The organism is uncultured Kriegella sp., assembly GCF_963975415.1.
Taxonomy (GTDB): domain Bacteria; phylum Bacteroidota; class Bacteroidia; order Flavobacteriales; family Flavobacteriaceae; genus Kriegella.
The window spans coordinates 1-20111 of the sequence record NZ_CAXBGN010000009.1; the positions used below are offsets into that span (position 1 = coordinate 1).

At 39.2% G+C, this 20111-nt stretch carries 14 protein-coding genes; 4 read left to right on the forward strand and 10 right to left on the reverse strand.

Translation table 11 applies throughout. The features are described from left to right. The 3 genes from AACZ88_RS17490 to AACZ88_RS17500 form a co-directional block, all read left to right on the forward strand. On the forward strand, nt 1-1255 hold a 1255-nt coding region (locus AACZ88_RS17490), incomplete at its 5' end, for a site-specific integrase (protein ID WP_339712982.1). Beyond that, nucleotides 1248-1976 carry a hypothetical protein gene (locus tag AACZ88_RS17495; RefSeq protein WP_339712985.1) on the forward strand — a complete coding sequence of 243 codons (729 nt, stop codon included), beginning with the start codon at nt 1248-1250 and terminating at the stop codon, nt 1974-1976. The genes AACZ88_RS17490 and AACZ88_RS17495, both read left to right, overlap by 8 nt. A gap of 53 nt (nt 1977-2029) precedes the next feature. Continuing rightward, nucleotides 2030-2461: a hypothetical protein gene (locus AACZ88_RS17500; protein WP_339712988.1), complete on the forward strand. Its 432-nt coding sequence runs from the start codon at nt 2030-2032 to the stop codon at nt 2459-2461. 77 nt (nt 2462-2538) lie between these two features. Here the strand turns inward: AACZ88_RS17500 and AACZ88_RS17505 are convergent, their stop codons facing one another. Together AACZ88_RS17505 and dcm are read right to left on the reverse strand one after the other, a co-directional pair. Next, nucleotides 2539-3972 (reverse strand): MutH/Sau3AI family endonuclease, encoded by a 1434-nt coding sequence (locus tag AACZ88_RS17505; RefSeq protein ID WP_339712991.1) that lies wholly within the window; start codon nt 3970-3972, stop codon nt 2539-2541. Further along, nucleotides 3962-5248 (reverse strand): DNA (cytosine-5-)-methyltransferase, encoded by a 1287-nt coding sequence (gene dcm, locus AACZ88_RS17510; protein WP_339712994.1) that lies wholly within the window; start codon nt 5246-5248, stop codon nt 3962-3964. The genes AACZ88_RS17505 and dcm overlap by 11 nt, the downstream gene beginning before the upstream one ends. 397 nt (nt 5249-5645) lie before the next feature. Here dcm and AACZ88_RS17515 point away from each other — a divergent pair, with 397 nt between their 5' ends. Beyond that, nucleotides 5646-6137, forward strand: a complete 492-nt coding sequence (locus tag AACZ88_RS17515) for a hypothetical protein (protein WP_339712997.1) — start codon at nt 5646-5648, stop codon at nt 6135-6137. 185 nt (nt 6138-6322) lie between these two features. Here AACZ88_RS17515 and AACZ88_RS17520 read toward each other — a convergent pair whose 3' ends face one another. From AACZ88_RS17520 to AACZ88_RS17555, 8 genes are all read right to left on the reverse strand, one after another. Then, entirely contained in the window at nt 6323-7942 is a 1620-nt protein-coding gene (locus AACZ88_RS17520) for a hypothetical protein (RefSeq protein ID WP_339713000.1), read from the reverse strand. 79 nt (nt 7943-8021) lie between these two features. Further along, a complete protein-coding gene (locus AACZ88_RS17525; protein ID WP_339713003.1) occupies nt 8022-8495 on the reverse strand; it encodes a transposase in 474 nt (157 codons plus the stop codon). Nucleotides 8496-8607: 112 nt separating this feature from the next. Then, entirely contained in the window at nt 8608-9723 is a 1116-nt protein-coding gene (locus tag AACZ88_RS17530) for a transposase (protein ID WP_339713410.1), read from the reverse strand. Further along, on the reverse strand, nt 9719-12043 hold the full coding sequence (locus AACZ88_RS17535) for a pyrroloquinoline quinone-dependent dehydrogenase (protein ID WP_339713006.1): 2325 nt from the start codon (nt 12041-12043) through the stop codon (nt 9719-9721). Before AACZ88_RS17535 ends, AACZ88_RS17530 begins: the two co-directional genes overlap by 5 nt. An 87-nt stretch (nt 12044-12130) precedes the next feature. Then, a complete protein-coding gene (locus tag AACZ88_RS17540) occupies nt 12131-13744 on the reverse strand; it encodes an arylsulfatase (RefSeq protein WP_339713009.1) in 1614 nt (537 codons plus the stop codon). Between the two features lie 409 nt (nt 13745-14153). Continuing rightward, nucleotides 14154-16052 (reverse strand): sulfatase-like hydrolase/transferase, encoded by a 1899-nt coding sequence (locus AACZ88_RS17545; protein ID WP_339713012.1) that lies wholly within the window; start codon nt 16050-16052, stop codon nt 14154-14156. A 639-nt stretch (nt 16053-16691) separates the two neighbouring features. Next, complete coding sequence (locus AACZ88_RS17550) at nt 16692-18257, reverse strand: hypothetical protein (RefSeq protein WP_339713015.1); 1566 nt, start codon at nt 18255-18257, stop codon at nt 16692-16694. Nucleotides 18258-18379: 122 nt separating this feature from the next. Then, nucleotides 18380-20098, reverse strand: coding sequence for a RagB/SusD family nutrient uptake outer membrane protein (locus tag AACZ88_RS17555; RefSeq protein ID WP_339713018.1), 1719 nt, complete (start codon nt 20096-20098; stop codon nt 18380-18382). Between the last annotated feature and the right edge of the window lie 13 nt (nt 20099-20111).

Below are 20111 nucleotides of genomic sequence, written 5' to 3' on the forward strand. Positions count from 1 at the left end.
GTCCGTAAAAAGAAACTTTTCCAACCCTAAAATATATTCTGCCAACGGCGATCTCTCCAAACGCTGGTACGTCTATTTTTCCTTTCGCGAACCTAAAAGCGGAAAGCTAAAAAGATTGACGCCCTTTTATGGGAATGCAAATAAATATAAGACCAAGGAAGATCGGATGTCCGTTTTGGTCACCTACAGAAAGGTCCTGCTTCGATTATTGAAACAAGGCTACAACCCGTACACCGATAATACCGAACTACATCATAGATTGAATGCCAAGAAGGATGATGCCAGCGATCAGGTCTCGACAAAGAAGGGTAACAAAAAAACGGGCAATGATGACGACGGGCCAAAAATGACCGTTCGGGAAGCCTTCGATTTCGGACTTGCGCGCAAGGAAAAAATATTGAGCCCGACGACCAAAAGAGGCTATGAAAACAAAATAAAGAATTTTCTAAAATGGCTTGGAACAAACCGTCCGGAAATAACGGACATCACGGAACTTGACAAGAAGGTCGTCACTTCATTTTTAAACGATGTCATCGATAGGACAAGTGCCCGTAACCGAAACAACTTTAGAACGGATCTGAGCAGTATAATTCAAGTATTGGTCGATAACGACATATTGGAGCAAAACTTTATTAAAAAAATACCGACCTTAAAAACCGTTCCGGAGCGGAACAAAACATACACCCAGGAAACCCAACAAAAGATATTCAGCTATTTGGAAGTTACCGACCCCATATTGCTGCTTTATATCAAATTCGTCTCCTATGGTTTTCTACGCCCGATCGAAGTATGCCGGCTCAAGGTGAAGGATATTAAACTAAAGAGTAAAACAGTAGAATTCAAGGCCAAGAACAGCCCGATGAAAACAAAGATCATACCCGAGATATTGTGGAACGATCTACCCGACCTTCAAAAACTGGATAAAGAATCCGTGTTGTTTACACCGGACAAGATCGGGGGAGAATGGAACACGGAAATTGGCAACCGAAGGGACTATTTTTCGAAACGTTTTAAAAAAGTCGTCAAAGATCATTTCGATCTGGGTACGGATTATGGCCTGTACAGTTTTAGGCACACGTACATTACCAAAGCTTATAGGTCTTTATCAAAGAGGTTTTCACCTTTTGAGGCAAAGAGTAGGTTAAAGTTGATTACGGGGCACTCTTCTATGACGGCATTGGAAAAATATTTACGTGATATAGATGCCGAACTGCCGGAAGATTATTCAAAAATGTTAGAGAGCGAACATGAATAAAACCGCATTGGAAAGTTTTTACAACGGCCTGCTCCCAATTTTGTGGGAAGAATTAGTGTTCTTTATCCCGGACCATATAATGACGGAACAGATTTTGGAAAACTATGAAAAATTTGATTTCCAGAAATTCCGTAACAAGATATTGGTCGTTGATTATATTGAAGGACCAATCGCTTATGATTCTGAAAGGGACAACAGTAGGGCCATATTGAAGGGTGCTTCGTTAAAAAAGAATATCCATCAATTATTAAGCAAGAGGGCCGATTCCGATACAGTGGAGTTCAATTATATGTTGGAGCAATACTATGAACAGGCGGAGTGTTTGTTCTACATAACAAAGTGGCTACAGGATAACCTATCCCAGATACTTCCTCTGGAGGATACCGTTAAAGGATTGTTCCGAATGCAGTTGAACTACCATAAGGCCCATTTTGAAACCGTGCTAAAACACTTTTACCCCAAAAGGGAAGATGTGCCCAAAGGTAATTTCAATTTAGCGGAAATTCTGGAAGCCTCCTTTCCTAAATTATCCGAACAATATGGTATCGAGAAAAAGCAATTAACGAAGCCCGACACATTGGTTCGCGAAGAAGTACTTACCGAAAAACCACCTGCTCTTTCCACAAAAGAAAAAGCACTCAAAAAAGGGAAGAAGGAGCCGATTATTACCGAAAAGGAGGCTGAAACTATTTTATTGAAGCGTATTTTTAATATCGGTTAAGTGGTATAAAAAATAAATTATGCGTAAATTGAACGTTCAGTTTACGCATAATTATGAAAAAAACGGAGAATTGCGCCTATTGTGGTGAAGATTACGTCCCAAAACGAAGAGGGGCCCAACTATTTTGCAGTAACTCGTGCCGTAGCCTTAATTGGAGGAACAAGAAACGGATCGGGGAACCGAAAAGAGAAATCGCGATACCTAAAAACGAGGTCTTACCGGAAACCCAAAAGGCATCTATGCCTGAGAAAATATCCTTTGCCGGAGTTGGAAATGCGGCGGCAGGAGTAGCGGCCGTCGAAATTGCAAAAACCATGTTTACCCCTGCCGAAAATAAATCTGCAACAAAAAAGGATATCCAGGAACTCAAGGCATTATTGATCAAATCCCGTTATTTATTGATAAAAAATCTTAGAAGGGATTCGAGCGGGCGAAAGCCCTATTATGATGTTCAAACGGGAAATGTGGTGTATTTGCAAGCATAAATAGCTTTCAGATTAACCACTTTAACTACTTATAAATTTATTAACCTCAGCCCCGTCGTATATAGCAACAGGTTTAGTCATTGGTGAATTTGTTTTAAGATATACCTGCTATTTAACCAGTACGATTTTTTTTTCTCCATGGTTCCCTGTGGTGTCCGCATCAAATCCTTGGCATTAACTCCTTTTGGTCTTACATGAAAAATATTATGGTCCTTCAGTTTCCAAAACTGATTATAAATACCTTTCTGAATCTTTTTCTTTGTATCACCCCAAAATTCTTCAGCTACAACTAAGTCGGAATAAGGAATCGTCCAAAATTTGACCTTAAATAATCGAGAAACCTGATGTTTATCTTTTTTAAATACTACAAAGAAAAATCTCTTTGTTAAAGTAGCGTATAAATAAGAATCCTCCCATTCCTCTTCAATTATTTCAAGAAATTTAATTTGAGCAAACGACATGCTCTCTTTAAGAGTTCCCCTTTCTTCCAATTTTATGGTTTTTAGTTCGATTTCGGCTTTTTCAAATTCTTCAATCTTTTGTTTCGAAACACCCAAAATGGCCCTCGCGAAAACATAATTCTTGTTCTTCGCTTTAAGATTCACATCGAGATTGAATGAATCGACGATTTCCCTCTCGGAATAGCCATAGTATTTTTCAAACTTCTCAAGAATAACATCCTCGAAAGTTTGACCTTCTCGATATTCCGAAACGTTCTTTATTACTGGTTCATGGCCATCTGTAAGAACTGGTAGATCTCCACAATCACCTTCCAGTAAATCATGTTGACTTTCTAAAACCTTATTATAGGCTGCGTTTATATCGGGCAGTTCAAAATCACCTTCAAAACTTCGTTCTACAATAAAGTTTAAATACTTCGATTTAAGTGAAAACGCCCTTTGTTGAGCCAGTTTCTCAGAAAATGGTTGTTTTCTTTTCGATTTCTCAGCTGTTGAACCTTTGGTACAGGCTCCAAGGTATAAAGTATCACCCTCAGATATTTCGTGAGCTTTCCCTGCTTTGATTTTTGCAACTATCGTTTTCCAATCATCAATTATTATCTTCAAATCAGTTATTGGAAAACGCCAAAGGCGAACAATTTTAAATATATAATCAATATCCAATTTCTCTCTTTCGTGCAAATAAAATATCAAAAGAAGCAGTTTGTTTTTCTTCCAGAAACTACTGTTTACAAAAGATAGTTTATATTCCTCTTCATAGTTGATGATATTGAAAACCAATCTCTCTTTTGAGACAAGACCTTTGGAAATTCTCTTTAATGGTGTAGTTTTTAGTTCAAGTCCAGCTTGGATAAAGTCAGGCTCTGCATTGGAATTTGGTTTGTAATTAAAATATAGTTCTTCAAGAAGCTGGCCTAGCTTTCCTTTACCCGAATAGTTGTTTTGAAGGTCATCACCAAAAAGTTGTCGTAGCGTTCTATTCTCTAGATGCTTTGCATAAGCTCTTATAGAAATCGGATCGTTAGGATTATATGGCAAATTATTGGACAAGCTCTTCTACTGGTAAACTAATTTGATCATATAACTCGTTTCCTACTCTTTGGACAACCTCCACTACTAGCGCGTTTCCCATAAAAAATGCCCTTTTTGTATCCGTGATTTCAGGATGCTCGGTGTGATTGTCCGGAAACGTATTTAGTCTTTCTAATTCTAATGGTGTTAGTCTTCTTAGTCTTCCGTTTTGTTTCACAACATGTTTAAACCTTGAAGGCGATTTACCTCCTTCACCAGTAATAATTGTGCGAGATGCATTATTTAAGGCGTCGGGGAAGATCATACTACCCTCCGTATAATTATAGTAGTAATTTTGTGCCTTATTAAATCGCGGTTCGTTCTTTGAACCTTTAAGGTATTTCCAACCCTTTTCCTTTTCTACATCCTCTTTTGAAATAAAAAACTCACTCGGAACATGCTCAAAATCGACAAGTACATCCCCCAAGGTCTTAAAAGGCCCGTTATAGAATGGATATACTTTGGTCGTATGATATCTACCGTCGATCATTAACCCACAATTCTGAAATGGACTCAGCTTTTCATTCAAATTAAATTCGCTTGAAACTTTGATTAAATCCTTTCCTATTTCCCCAGTGATAATTTTTTCCGTCAATTCCCTAATAGGAAAAGATTTAGCAAACACACCGTCGGAATCTAACCAATCCTCTTTAGAATCAATTTTTTTTAACCTTCTATAAATCTCTGTACTATGGTGGTATGCTGTAAAAAATATTCTTCTTCTTCTTTGCGGCATACCGTATTCGGCAGCATTGATTACCCGCCATTCTACTGCGTACCCAAGATTATTTAAAGATGCCAGCATAACTGCAAAATCCCTTCCCCTCTGTTTTGAAGGAGACTTCAGCAATCTATCTACATTTTCTAACAATAAATATTTAGGCTTGATTTCTTTCCTTCTAAGAATGGCCTCTATACTCCACCATAGAACGCCTTTCTTTCCAATTAGACCCTTCGAATTTTGCAGGGTTGTAGCAACGGAATAGTCTTGACACGGGAATCCCCCGACCAATAAATCATGATCTGGAATAATTTCAAAGCTATTCTCAATTACGTTTTCAATGTTTTCTCCGCTATGATTCGAATTTGGCCAACGCTCATTGTATATCATATTTGCATGTTGAGTTTTGGTACTCGGTTCCCATTGATTGCTCCAAATGACTTCAAACTTTGAATCTTCATTTTTTGGATAACCTTCGAGACCTATTCTAAACCCACCAACTCCTGCAAAGAGCTCTACAACTTTAATTGGCATAACTTTAATTTCTTGTTATAAATAATCTTAGGCTCCTAAAATATCTGTTTCAGTCGTCATTTCCGATACTTAGCAAAATTTTAAATACAAAATTTTTCAACAAAACTACACGAAATGCTGTTTGGCCTTATTTTACTCTTATTGCGGCAATAGCAACATCAATAATCCGTTATTCATTAGTCTAGATTAATTCACTTAAAGATTTTTAATATTACGTCAATATAAAAAGCACTGAAAAACCATAATAAATCTTAGAGATGGAAACTCAAGAAATCAAGTATTGTAGTCCTCTCGTCAAATTTTAACACGTATGCCTCACAATTGCATAGAATGCGGGAATATAATATCAAATGGAGTTTATGACTATTCTTTTGATAATTTCGGAATTGCATTATGCATGCCGCACCAAAAAGGTAAGCAAAAAAAAATTGAGACTAAAGATGAGAACGTTTCTGACCTATTAAGAGCGACAGCGGAAGCTTTGCGCTTAAAGACCGGTTTATCCGATAAGGGATGGAAAGTTGCGCACGAAGACAAAGATGAACATAAACATGTTGACCTAGCTATTCATAAAGCAAAAATTGTAATAGAGGTTGATGGAACCCACCATAATAGAAATTCCAAACAAGCAATAAGTGACATTAAAAGAACTTTTCACGATTTTGTGCAAAAGGATGTTATCACCTTGAGGGTCCCAAACTCAGTATTGAATGATAATGAAACCATTGAAGAGGCAGTTACCGTTCTCGATAATCTACTAAGGGAAAGGGTTAATAAATTGGAAAATGAGGCGGAGAGGGAGAAATATGCTTTTATCGGTCGGATTACATCTTACGTGATTTACATTCTGTTCGCATATCAACTACTCTCTCATTTTGATTTTCTATAATTTTGAAACATAAATTTTTAGAGCTTTTTAATTTAACCTCTGTACGAAAAGGGGTAAGTCTTTATTTTTAGGGAAGGCTACAAATTAGCTTTTCGCATCTAGCCCAATAATAAAAAAGCCTCTTATAGAGGCTTGAATGGATTCATTTTTTGCTGAATCAAGGGCTTGTGCAACGGTTACTATTGTTAGGCACTTTTAACCTTCGGGCCATAAATATTGAAGTCAAACGCTCTATATGCTTTTCGAATATTGGTGTGAGCATTTTTAAATTTTTCATCATTTAAAATAACGGATAAAATTGGAAAATCTTCAATTTCAGGCATAATTGTGGTCAACTTGGCTATCCAATATCTTATACTATTTTCTTCAACATCATCATCTTTAATCAATTTTTCTAATATCGGTCCTACTGAAATGCTTTCCTCGAATAGGTCATTAAGAAAAGGAATATAACTGTCGGTCAAACCATTAAGACCATTTTTTTGATATAATTTTTCAAATTTTTCAAGTTGAGAATTTAGATTGTTTATGTCTTTTAGAATTTTTTGTATGAAAATAGAATCAGTACTTATGGACTCATCTTTTTCTATTGCTTCAATTCCTCCTAACACTAACGTTGTATTCTTTTTAAGTGAACTGTTTCCAAATTTTGTTGCTTTCTTTAAACAAGATTTAAGTTGGCCCATGTCATCAGTTTTTCTAATCATGAACCAATAAGGTGCATTAGTGTTACTTTTAGGAATATTTATGGCCTCGATGATGAATGGCCACGACTGATGAGCCGTAAATTTTTTGTCCTCATCGAGAATTTTCAGATCATTTAAATCATAAGAAAAGGCATTATATATTGATTCCTTTGGAGGGAGGTCTAATTGATTATTATTCAATCGACCGTTAGCGTTCGCTATGTCTGCGTAGAACTGGTCTCTAATTTGAGTAAACTCCGTTTTTAAAAACTGTGCGGAAATTGGAATTGCTCCATCAACATCTCTACCTACGATCTTCACATTTAAACTCTCGGTCCCATCGGTCACTTTTTTTAACGCAACAGGATTTGCATTTTCCAAGGCATTTATTAGATAAACTATATCTGTTTTTTTAGGAGCGACTTTTATTTTCTCGAACTTAGATATCCATTCGGGCATATCTTTAGGAATCTCTGGTAATATTAGAAACAGAGATGATAGGATTGATTTTTGCTCTACTAGTTTTTCGCTATTGTTAAAACGTTTATATAAATCCTCTATCACGACTTGAGTATCAATTTTAATACCGACTAGTTCAGGAATTTTGGATAAGTAAGGTTTATAGTTATTAGATTCTGCAATTAAGTTTAAAAATTTGCTCACGCTTTGGAATAAAGAGGCGACTAAATCGTAGTTCATTCCGTAACCATTATGTAATCCATTAGCTCGACTAATGATAATTAGCTGAAACCTATTTGTTAAATTAAGTATGCTATTTATATGATCTGAAGAATTTGATACTCCGTTTGACAAAAACAAAATATTCGAGGAAGACTGTTTAAGCAAAAATCTAAAATCACTTAAAATTTCGGATGCAGTTTTATATTTGGCGTTCTTATAATCCCTATAAATTGACTTTTTGCCTAGTGCTTGAATCAAAACAGAACTCATGGCCAATTCTATAGCGCTACCAATCAGACCAATTTCTGGTGAATAGCGAACATGTTCCATTTTTAATTGATCTCTTCTAAAAGCACAAATCCCAATTTGGGCTAATCCAAGAAACTCAATACTGGCTTCAATTAATCTTACGGTATCATTTTTTAGTAATCTTGGCATTGATGTGCTGGTTAATTATGCCTAACGGGAGTCTGCGCAGAAACCCCATTAAGGTCAAATTTAAGTGATCCGTTTTGATTTACATGAATGTGCAAGGGGTTTTACGACCGTTTTCTTGGCGGTACAAAAAATTGTCCCAAAATAGAAAGTCCCCCAAAATGGCGGAAATTGCCCCGAATAAGCGGGATGGTTCAAGTCCAAGCGTTTTCAGCTTGTTTTTCAGCTCTTTCGGATCAAGGATGGACGTAAGTCTTGTCAGGTTGTAACAGATCATGATCAGGTTTACCTCGGAGAGCACATTTTGTTTTCCTTTCATAAGGGTATGGGCAAAGCCCCATTGCCTTTTGATCGTTCCGAACTGGTGCTCGGTGATCTGTTGCCTAAGCCTATAATATTCCGGGTTTTCCCCGACCCTTTTTTGGTTTTCCTCCAGGGCCTCTTGATATATGGAGCGTTCGATGAACCGTCCGTTTTTATTTACGGTACACAGGTTTCTTACTGGAAAGGACGGACATAGTATACCACCCCCATCGGAATAAAGTGGGCATAGCAATATTTATTGCAAACCCTTTTATAACATAACCTTAAACGATTTTTTAAGTGGTTCAAAAAAATCCGTTTTCAGTGGTTCACTTTAACGGTTCTTCGTCATATTTGGGGACGCATTAACCGGTTTGAGATAAAATCACCTTTTTACGCAATAGGTCAAAGCAGGCCCTGCCGTACATTTGTCTTTTTATACTCTTTATCCGGTTTACGTGGCCTTCTACAGCACCATTGCTCCAGGGCATATTAATCGCGTTTTTAACGGCCTTAATATCCCTTAGCAGTCCATTGGCAAAAGTGGTCAATCCCGTCATTTTGTATTTTGACCGCTTAATGAATTCGATCCATCGGTAAATATTACCACGGCCTGTTGTTAACATTGTTTTAAAGATCCGCACCAATTTTTGGATCACCTGGAGTTCCGAGATATTATCCAATAGAGTTTGTAAATACCTGCGCTCATCGGGATTCTTGATAACGGTCGGACAGGAACCAATATATTTGGCGAGCTTCCTTGAGCTTAATGGTTTTATGTAGGGAATTCTCGACTTTTGGATTTGTGCAAAATCCGGCGTGTATATTTTAAATTTTTCCTTAATGATATTTATATTGTGATAGGCCTGCGTTCTACTTCCGTTGTATCCTAGTTTATAGATTTCGTCTATTATATCTTTCATCATATACCCTTTAACGTTCAATCGCGCAACGATGTGCCGGGAAAATAACTCGACATTGGTTGATCTTGAGCTTGATCTGGGAGGCAATGATTCTAGCGAGAGATAGGAATGGACCGTATTGCGACTTATGCCCAAATCCCTTGCGGTCTTTCGCTTGGAAATTCCCTTGGCCTGTAATTCCTTGACCTTATTGAAAATATCCTGCCTCTGATCTACTCCTTTTGGACCGACCCTTTTTTGGACTTTTGATAATGGCTCCGTTGTTTTTACTTTCGCATCGCCGGTAATGTGACCATCGGACTTTTTTAAAAGTTCATTGCTTTTTTCTTTAATTAGTTTTTTGATTTTCGGATCCACACTTTTGAAATACTTGTCCAAAGCGTCGGATAGGTTCATTAATAAATGAAATCGGTCCGCAACCTGTTCCGCACTTGGGCAAATCTCATTAACGGCAGAAGAATACGAACTGGCCCTGTCTCTGGTGACAATCTTCACACCAGGATATTTTGACAGCCACTTTTTTAGCTCTTTACCCTCCCTTGAAGGTAAAATATCAATGGGCTTTGAAGTCTCTGAAGGCTTCCCTGTTTTTGTAGCCTTCCCTAAAAATGTAGCCTTCCCTAAAAATTGCTATAAACAGCTTGTTCGTAGGCAAACTAAAGGCAATATATTCATCCCCCGAATCAGCACCAATTTTCCCTCCGCCACAGGCCACTACAACAAATTGTTTATTATCTACCTCATAGATAGCGGGAGTGGCAAAACCCGGTACAGGCAAATCCGCTTCCCATAGAATCTTTCCATTATCTTTATCGAATGCCCTGATTTTGGAATCGTTGGTAGCCGCAATAAAGATCAACCCGCCCTTTGTAACCACCGGGCCTCCATAGTTTTCCGTTCCGGTGGGCGAAATGCCCCTTTCAGTTAGTTCTTTGTATTCTCCCAACGGAACTTTCCACAACAACTTACCAGATGATAAGTGTACCGCGTTAAGTGTTCCCCAAGGGGGAGTAATTCCGGGATAACCGTTTCTGTCCAAAAACCTATTGTACCCCGTCATGGTATAGGGTACAGTGCTCAAAATTCCATTTGTTTTATTAGTCTTTTTTTGAATGCTGTCTGAACCATTTTTAGCCATGCTGGCGGATTCTTTTTCCTCTAGGTCCATTATAAATGTCAAAAGCGCACTCTTTTCCGTTTCAGATAGTTGTCCGAAGGCGGGCATCATGTTCTTGCCTTTTTCGATTATTGTCAAAATATCGGATTTGTCATATCGATCCCCTACATTTAATAATGAAGGAAAGGCGGTGCCGTTACCTTTCAAATCACCACCATGACAAGCCAAGCAGTTTTGGTTGTACACCTGTTTTCCTATTCCCTTGAAGGTTCGGTTTTCATGTGTTGTTTTCGGAATATCGATCATGGTCAAGGACCACGGAACCTCACTACTGTTCACGTATAAAATCTGGGTTTCGGGATCCACAGCAGCACCTCCCCATTGACCTCCTCCGTCAAAGCCTGGGAAAATCCATGCACCCTCTTTACTGGGTGGGGTAAACTTCTCAGAGTACTTGATTTTTTTGAATTTAGCCAGCATGTCAATGTGGGTTATGGAATCCAAATTCGTGACCTCGTCAATTGTGAATTTCTGTCGTGCGAATGGTTCTGGCAATGTTGGTATTGGTTGGGTTGGCCAAGGTTCTTCCCCTGGAAGGGCGTGTTGAGGTACGGCAACTTCCTCAATGGGAAAAATAGGTTGTCCGTTCTCTCGATCAAAAATAAAAACATACCCGTGTTTTGTTATTTGCGCCACCGCATCAATAGTATCCTTATCCTTATACAAGGTAACAAGGTTAGGGTTTGCGGGGAGATCACGATCCCATAAATCATGGTGCACAATTTGATAGTGCCATAAATAATCACCTGTCAACGCCTCCAGTGCTATCAAAGAATTAGCAAACCGATTTTCACCCTTTCGGATACCTCCATAAAAGTCCCCTGACACAGATCCCGTTGGCACAAAGACAATGCCTCTTTTTTGATCAAGGGACATTCCAGCCCAATTGTTAGCTCCACCTAGTTCTTTCCAAGACTCCTTATCTGGCCAAGAATCATAGCCTATTTCACCTGGATGTGGGATGGTATGAAAAACCCACTTTAATTCACCCGATCTTGTATCATAGGCCCGGATATGGCCTGGAGCAGCATCTGCCGTTTCGGCCACCCTAGTGGACAAAATCAACAGATTCTCATATACTATCGGGGGAGAGGTACTGGCAACAAAGGGGTTGAAATTGTAGGGGTCCCGCCCTAAGTCTTTGGTCAAATCTATATATCCTCCTTCACCAAAAGATTCTATTCTATTCCCTGAAAGGGCATCAATACAGAACATTTTTGAACCCACACCATAAAAAATGTACGCTTCATTACCAGCTTTATTTGCCCAATAGGTCACACCCCTTATCACCTTATAGTATGCATTTTCATTGTTAACAGTATCGTGCACAACTGGATCAAACGTCCATAAAGGTTCACCTGTTGATGCCTTTAGGGCAATTAATTTCGACTTGGGTGACGTACCATAAAAAATTCCATTAACTATAATGGGATTGCATTGATTTTGCGAACGGTTGTTTTTATCCTTATCTCCCGTACTATATCTCCATGCAATCTTTAAATTCTTTACGTTCTTCTTATTTATTTGATTTAATGACGAATATCTGGAACCGTCTTTATTGCCTGCGTAATTCTCCCAGCCCCCATAATTGTTTTTATGGGTTTCTTGGTTATTATTGCATGCCAAAAAAAAGGAAAGAACCCCTATTAAAATTAAAAACGTTCGCATCTTTATTTGTAAATGATTGTCTACTTCCTTCATTGATTTAAAAATAACAATGTAATGCCCATTCTTGTCGATTGATACCCTAAAAAGCAGAGCTATTACAATTGTTGGGGCGTGGCGGTTTCATTCCGTACTTCTTCCACCGTATAGGATATCTCTCAATTCTGCACGCAAGGCGACCACTTTTTCAGGATATTGGTAATATAAATTGTCGGTCTCGCTCGAATCAGTGGCCAAATTGTACAACTGGCCTGGTGGATTGTCCGCATCCCAATCAAAATTCCATTGATGGGGCATCATTATGACGTTCTCCTTCCTGTTCCAATGGACACCTCCACCACCCTGTCCGGAAATAAACTTCCATGCGCCACGCCTTATCCCCATTAAGCCGGAGGTAGCATCGACCACAATGCTTTCCCGTCGGGGCCACTGGGGTTCAGCACCCAACAATTCAGCCAAAAAGCTGAAACTATCCTCTCCCGCGTTCCATGGCAAGGTGATCTCGTTAAGCTCGGCAAGGGTCGCCAAAAAGTCGTTCAGGCCCACAATGGCATCTGAGGAAGTGCCCGCCTCGACCTTTTTGGGCCACCGGACCGCTAAAGGAATATGTACACCACCTTCATAGGCCTCCGTTTTTTGGCCAAAAAAAGGACCATTTACCTTATGCCCGTTCACCAATATGAACTTTGAGTCCCTGTAGTCCGTAACACCTCCGTTGTCACTTGATATCACAACGATAGTGTTTTCTGAAAGGCCTTTTCTATCCAAAGCATTGAGCACTTCGCCCACCGACCAATCAAACTCGTTGACAAAATCCCCGTACACTCCGATTTCGCTGGTTCCCTCAAACTTGGCGTTCGGTTTAAGAGGGGCATGCGTATTCCTATGGGCGAAATAGAGAAAAAAGGGCTCGTCATCTTGACGGTCGATATAGTCGACCGCCTTGCCGGTCAGGTGGACGGCAAGGTCGTTGTGCTGGTATCTTGCGTTTTCATTTCCTGTAAAACGATGGTCGGGAACTCCTATCCTGTCAAGATAGGAGGGCCTGTCTTTCCATTTGCTGTCCAGTACAATCTGCATATTGTCCCCGGTGTGCAGGCCCTGAACCTCATGGTTCTCGATATATACGTTCGGTTTCTGGCCCGTATGTGGAATGCCATAAAAATAGTCGAACCCGACCTCCAACGGTCCAGGTCTGAGTTCCTCGTTATAGTCCGGCCCCTTAATGGTGTCCCAGCCTTCCGCTGCCGGATCCCCAAAACCAAGGTGCCATTTTCCGATGATGGCGGTCTTATATCCCACGGATTTTAGGATTTTGGGAACGGTAACCCTTGTAGTGTCTATGAGCAATGGGTCGTTTGCCCAAACAGTGATGTGACCGTTCCAGGTGCGCCAGGCGTAGCGCCCACACATTAGCGCATATCTCGTAGGTGTGCAGACCGAATGGGGGGAGTAGGCATTCCTGAATCTCATTCCCTCTTCCGAAATGCGGTCGATGTTCGGGGTACGCACCTTACGTGCCCCATTGAAACCAACATCACCATAGCCAAGGTCATCGGCAAGTATAAATATGATATTCGGTCTTTTCTCCCTTTGGGGGCCATCGTCACCCTTAACCCGTTTGGGTGAACATCCGTAACCTATCAATATAATCCCCATGACGACAATGATGACCGAATGCGGTGCTCGAGTGGTATTGGCTAACCGACTCGGTCGATTTTTCATTTTCGTTTTCATTTCAGTTTGTTTTTAAGCCTTCATGAATGAAGGTCGGCTTATAAACTCTTTTGAATTTTTCGCACAGACTTAGTAGTCCCGTAAACATTCTCATTTTCTTCAGTGTTCATCTTTAGGTTATAAAGTCAGTGGCTATTCCCATTATCCAGTGATTAATCATTTACGTCCGAGTGTAAAACAGGCTTCCATTCATATATTTGTATTATGCGCATATGGTGATGTACGCCATTATTCCCGCATACAGCTACTGCCCATTGAGCCAAATCATCAACACAAACCATGGTAATATTGAAATCGTTTTCATCATCCCTGCTGCCAAAAGGCCATAAAAGTCATCGTCGGTAAAAAATGATGGTTAAAAAACTCCATTTTCTTATATAACAAGTTTGTCGTTTCATGAGTATGTTTTTTAATTTGGGGATAACATACTATGAAGTGCCCAATAAGCATATAAAGTGTAATAACTTTTGGAGGAAAGACTTCCTTCATTGGTTTTTTCGGACATTTTTTGATACGCTTCTATAACCTCATTTGGAAATTCGGTCAATGAATCGCCAATCAATTGGTAAGCCCTGGCGGCATAAAGAACAAGATAATCCTCCCCTATCAAGTGCTGGTTTAAGACATCCAGTGCTTTAGGGTTGCCATTTTTCACCAAAATCTTTGCGGCCTCAATCTGCACAGTTGCAAATTCATCCTTTAAGAGCATTTTTACCGCGTTTATGATCTCTCCGTTTGATATTCCCCTCGCTTGAATGGTCATTAAAGCCCAATACCTGACAAAGCCATTATCATGTTTGAGGTATCGAATGATTTCTTGAATTGGGTCTTTGTTCCATAACATTAGGTCACAGATGGACATAATTTCATCAATTGGATAGATTTCCTTATCTCGAGCAAGTTCATAGGGTGTATTTTGTTTCGAAAGCCGAATCATTTCGGGTTCGGGCATAAAACCGGTATCATAGGTTTCGATAATTTTATCCCTTAATAAACCACGCATCCTATTTAAAGTATCGGCATATTTTGGGTCGTTTACGAGATTTTGGGTCTCATTGGGATCTTCTATAGAATAATACAATTCTTCAGTCAATCTATGTGGAGCGAACATCGCTTTTTGAACACTATTCAGGGAATCCCTATCAACCTCCGACAATGCTTTCATTATGGCGGACTGATCGGTGTAGAAATTTGGTTGCAACAAGGGTAAATGAGGCATAAAGTTTCGGATATACCTAAATTTTGATGTACGAATAGACCTTGCCACTTCATACGCTTCATCGACACGGTCAGACGCACCGAACGCAAATTTCTTGGATACTCGATTTTTTTCTGGAAGAAATGATATCCCATCAAACTCATAATCAAGATTCATCCCTGCCAATTCCAATAAAGTCGGAGCAAAATCAACGAAGGACACTATTCTATCTTCTACTGTTCCCGGTTTAAAACCATACTTTTTACGCCATTTTAGGGGTACGGAAACCAAAAGGGGAATTTTTAAACCTGAATCATATACCACTCTTTTGTGTCTGGGCATACCTGTACCATGATCAGAGAAGAAAAATATGATGGTATCGTCAACCAATCCGTCTTCCTCCAATTGGTCCATAATGTTGTGGAATTGATAATCCATGATACTTATGTTTGTATAGTATCGTGCCCAAAGCTTCCTTATTTCAGGAGTATCAGGATAGTATTCAGGAAGGGTGATAGAATCTTGCTGCGCTACTTTAATATTGGGAAGAAACTTCTTGATTTTCCGCATATACATACTGTCATTACCAAATATTCCGGATTGGTGTGTTATGCCAAGATTAAAAACACTGAAAAAAGGTTGGTCCTCCCGATTTCTGTTTCTCCAATGTGCCTCCTTGGAGGATTGGTCCCATATCGTATTGTCTTGAAAATTATAATCTTCCTTTGCATTGTTTGTTACGTAATATCCTGCGTCACGAAGTTTTTTGGGAAAAGGTTCGATAAATGAAGGAATTTTTGTTTCGGACCTCAAGTGCTGCGTACCCAGGGTTGTCGCATACCTACCCGTTATTAAACTAGAACGGGATGGCGAACAAACCGGTGCAGTTGCGAAGGCATTGGAGAATAACACACTAGACGCGGCAAAATCGTTCAAGTAGGGTGTGCTGGCATTCGAATCTCCATAACAACCCAACATCGTCGTAATATCTTCACATGCTACCCACAGAATATTAGGCTTATCGTTTTCATTACTCTCTTTATTTGGGTTGCAAGCAAACACCGACAGCAATAGGCCTATTGTCAAAACTTTAAACAAAAAATGAATCATAATTATATTTTGCCGATTAACTTTATTATTATTAAGATTGTCACTATTTAGTGAAATGACCAAATATTTATTCAGGTAACCTGATTTTTCCGTGGCTATTATTCTTGACCCTCAACTTACCAAAATTGCCCTTGGACCGACAACTTGAGCCTTTAAAACACCAACATCTCCTCATTGTCAATTTTTTAAACTATTTGATATAATTTATTGTTCGGTAAATGGAAAAAAGTATCTACTGACTTTTCATTGTTGTTCCAAGTTCTCCCGGGAAACCGGCCATTTAACATTTTTCAAAGCACTACCAACAATAAAATCCGCAATTATTCCAAAGAATGAGTTAATGCAATAGCATGAAATTGAATTACTACACTCTGTAAGAAACAAGGGGTTGGAATACGCCATACTCGATTTTTTTATCTAATTTTGATTGATTTTGATTTGTTAATTGTGTTACGGTTAAAATCAATCAATATCGGGAAGCACGGCCATGCTTCCCGTTTTTTTCCTTTAAAGTAGAGGGCTGTCGATTTTTTTCATTCGGAATCCTTCTACCCTTCAAAACACCTATATAAACGGGCTTCCAACAAGCATTACAAACCTCTTTGAGTAATTCAGTATACTCTCATTAACCAGCAATGCTTAATACTTGCTTAACAATTTCTCAAATCCTTTGGAAATTTTTAATATCTCATCACGATCTGCCACAGGTTTGTAAACCTGTTTATCCGGGATATTATATGCCAATTGCTGAATATTATTAATTGCTCCCTTTACAATGGGTTTAAGTTCTGGATGGGATTTTAATAATTTTAAGCCCATAAATGCGGTAATATGGCTTTTCCAAATAAGCCCGGTTTGAAGAAGCAACGTAAATCTTTCCTGTAAGTCATTATACTCCTTTTCCTTTATCTTCCCTTTGACCGATAGAAGTTGCCATAGTGATTTTTGGATAAGCCGAATAGCCTCGTCTTTTTCTTCCCTCACTTGGCTAAAGGTTTCCATGTTCGGATTGGTTAATTCTTCCGTGACATCGATATACTCTTCTTTGTACCATTTATTTATGTATGATATATGTGAATCTGCATAATCAAAAGCAGGCAACCAACTATGTCTTGTAAACCATACGCCCTGAGGAAAAAACAACTTGTTAACTATATCGAACGAAGGTTTTAATACGTCTATTATACCTTTTGAGGCCCCTTGGCCGTACCTTTCTTTAGCCCAATTTACCCATATCTCATCTGGGGACATTTCAGGGTTTTGAGTAATCTTAGCAAGAGTATAGATATTTATTTCATTTGGAGTAAATAAGGCATCGAACCCAGCATGATCAAGTCTCGCGTTATAACCAACAACTTTCGGAAAGGTCATGTCATATTTCCATCGGTACGAAAAATATTCCGGGGAGGTGTAGGGAATATGGTTCCTTCCCGTATACTCCGAAGAACAATCGAACTCGACAATCTGTTTTTTGTTCCTAAAGGCACCAATCAAAGGATTATGGGGATAAAACGGCTCCCAGTCATGAGGAATACATTTTGACTGGACCATGATATCGTCACTAACATTATCCAATCCTTGCTTAAGCCATTCCAGTTGTTCCGGTTCATAAACAAATGTTCTTACAATCAATTCCTTTTTATTTTTTTTACAGCTTTTATAAATAGAATTAATCAATTTCTGAAAGCGATCGGGCATTGAAAGTTTAGAAGCTACTTCTGAATTATCAAATATCTTGTACTGTGTTTCATGGAAGGTCATCATTAGTCCATCAAACTCGGGAAAGTCGAGGAACATTTTGGCATACCTATCCTCAAGCCACTTCCAAAATCCAGGGGCATCCATTTGCACAATACCTTCCTTAAGATATTTAGCGGGTACATCAGCCAATTCATGAGTCCATATCCACACCTTTAAGTCCTTATCATGCGCGTATTTGGCTAACTCCCTCAACTTCTCACCAACACCATTTTTTTCAGTTTTTCTTGCACCAGTTCCATAGAGCTGCATGGTTGTCCAAATCATTTCATGGGAGAACACTATAGTATTGATATCATACTTAGAGGCCTCATCCATAACTTTTTTACAATAATCCATATCCAGTTTGTGCAACTGCCATGATCTTATCTCCATTTCGGGCTTAGCCCAAATAGTTAGATTAAATGCGAAGAAAGTAACAACCAAATATTTAATTTGAACTTTCATGTCTTATTTCTGAAAAAAAGGGGTATTTCCTCAAGATAATGGCTCGTTGTCTGTTAGGAATTAATCACCTATCAAACCAATCCAATATTACTACTTTGAAAATACCCCTTTAAAAATGGTTATTAATATCCCGGGTTTTGCTCTAAAACGGCACCTGTGTTTTTTTGGATCTCACTAATTGGAATTGGGAAAAGATCTTGGTAATCTTCCATATGTTCTCCGACCACGGGGTTCAGGGTTTTAATTCTTTCCACTGCCTTTCCAAGTCGCATTAAAGTAATAAGACGAAATTCTTCATAGTACAGCTCTCTCATCCGCTCATCCAAAATATAATCAATATCTACCTCCCCTGGGGATACCTCTGGCGCATTGGCCCTTCTTCTGACGACATTTATGTCCTCCGCCGCTGCAGCCGTATTTCCATTACCCAAATGTGCTTCTGCCCTTAACAAATACGTTTCGGCCAACCGAATTTCCATATGGTCCCTATAAGTTGTCCCGGCCTGTGCGGTGAGCGCTCCAGGAACACTCTGATCTTGGTGCCAGAATTCGATGGGATCTAGGCCAGGGGTTACCGCTTTCATTATAATCGGAAAGAAACGTTGAAGTGTATCCACTTCTGTTACCTTAACCAAAGGAAGGTTGTCCGCAATGACCCATTGACCATTATATTCATTAGCCGGATTCATCACCTGTACATCCCGAACAATATTATGACTAGAATTGCGCATATCTTGATCAAAACCGCTCTTTTCCCATACTGTTCTTCTAAAATATGGACTTGGCCCCGAATAGCCAACACCCCTATTTGCCACGTAGGTATTTGGTTGATTTAAGACTGTCTCAGTAGACCCATCGCTCTGTGTAATCTCAGCGCTATGAAGAACCGGGCAGATATTTCTTGCCAAGGAATAATCCCTATTAACCCCGCCTCCTGGAGTGTTATAAGCCCATTGAACTACCCAAAGTGATTCCCTATTTCCACTAGACCTATTTTGGTTGCCGTGACGAAACAGATCCCAATAAACATCCCCTCCAAAATCAGGATCATTCACTCTAGTCCCGAACCTTTGGGTCATAAGGGCGGTATTTGGATTATCAATCACCTTTGAAGCCGCCGCTACTGCATCCTGCCATCTTCCTAAAGAGATATATACTTCAGACAAAACATGATAAGCAACAAGATTACTTATTTCAAAATCATAGACCTCATCAATATTATCCAGATTTGCAGCCGCAAACGCTAAATCTTGGGCACACTGCTCATAAACTTCTTGCCTAGAGGCTCTAACATAGTCTCTATTAGGTGATTTGGTTTCTTCCAAAACAAGAGGTACGCCCCCAAATAAATGGGCTAGTGTTTTGTAAGCGAGCCCCCTAAAGAACATAGCCTCTGCCTGAACCTTTGTTTTTTCGCCTTCCGTCAATTGCGAAGCATTATCTTCCGAGCGCCCTATGATGACATTTGCATCATATATAAGTTTATAGAAGGCTTCCCATAAACTTAAAACTTCTTCTGTAGAAGAAGGTGTGAGTCTCGTATTTACTTGTCTAGTTCCTTGGGCATAATAGTAACTAAGGGTGATATCTGAAATATCCCAATATGTCCTTGGGGTACGTTGAGCATACATGTAATCACGATAATCACTATAAAGTGTTAAAAGGGCCGCGTCAAAATCTTCAGACGTAACATAAGAATTTTCAGGCGCATAAAAATCCAATGCCTCCTCTTCCAAAAACTTATCTTCATTACAAGATTGGCCAATCAAGCCAACTAAAATTAATAACGCTGAAAATCGCAACGTTAGAATCAAACTATTATATCTAATTATGGTTATCATTTTCGTACTATTT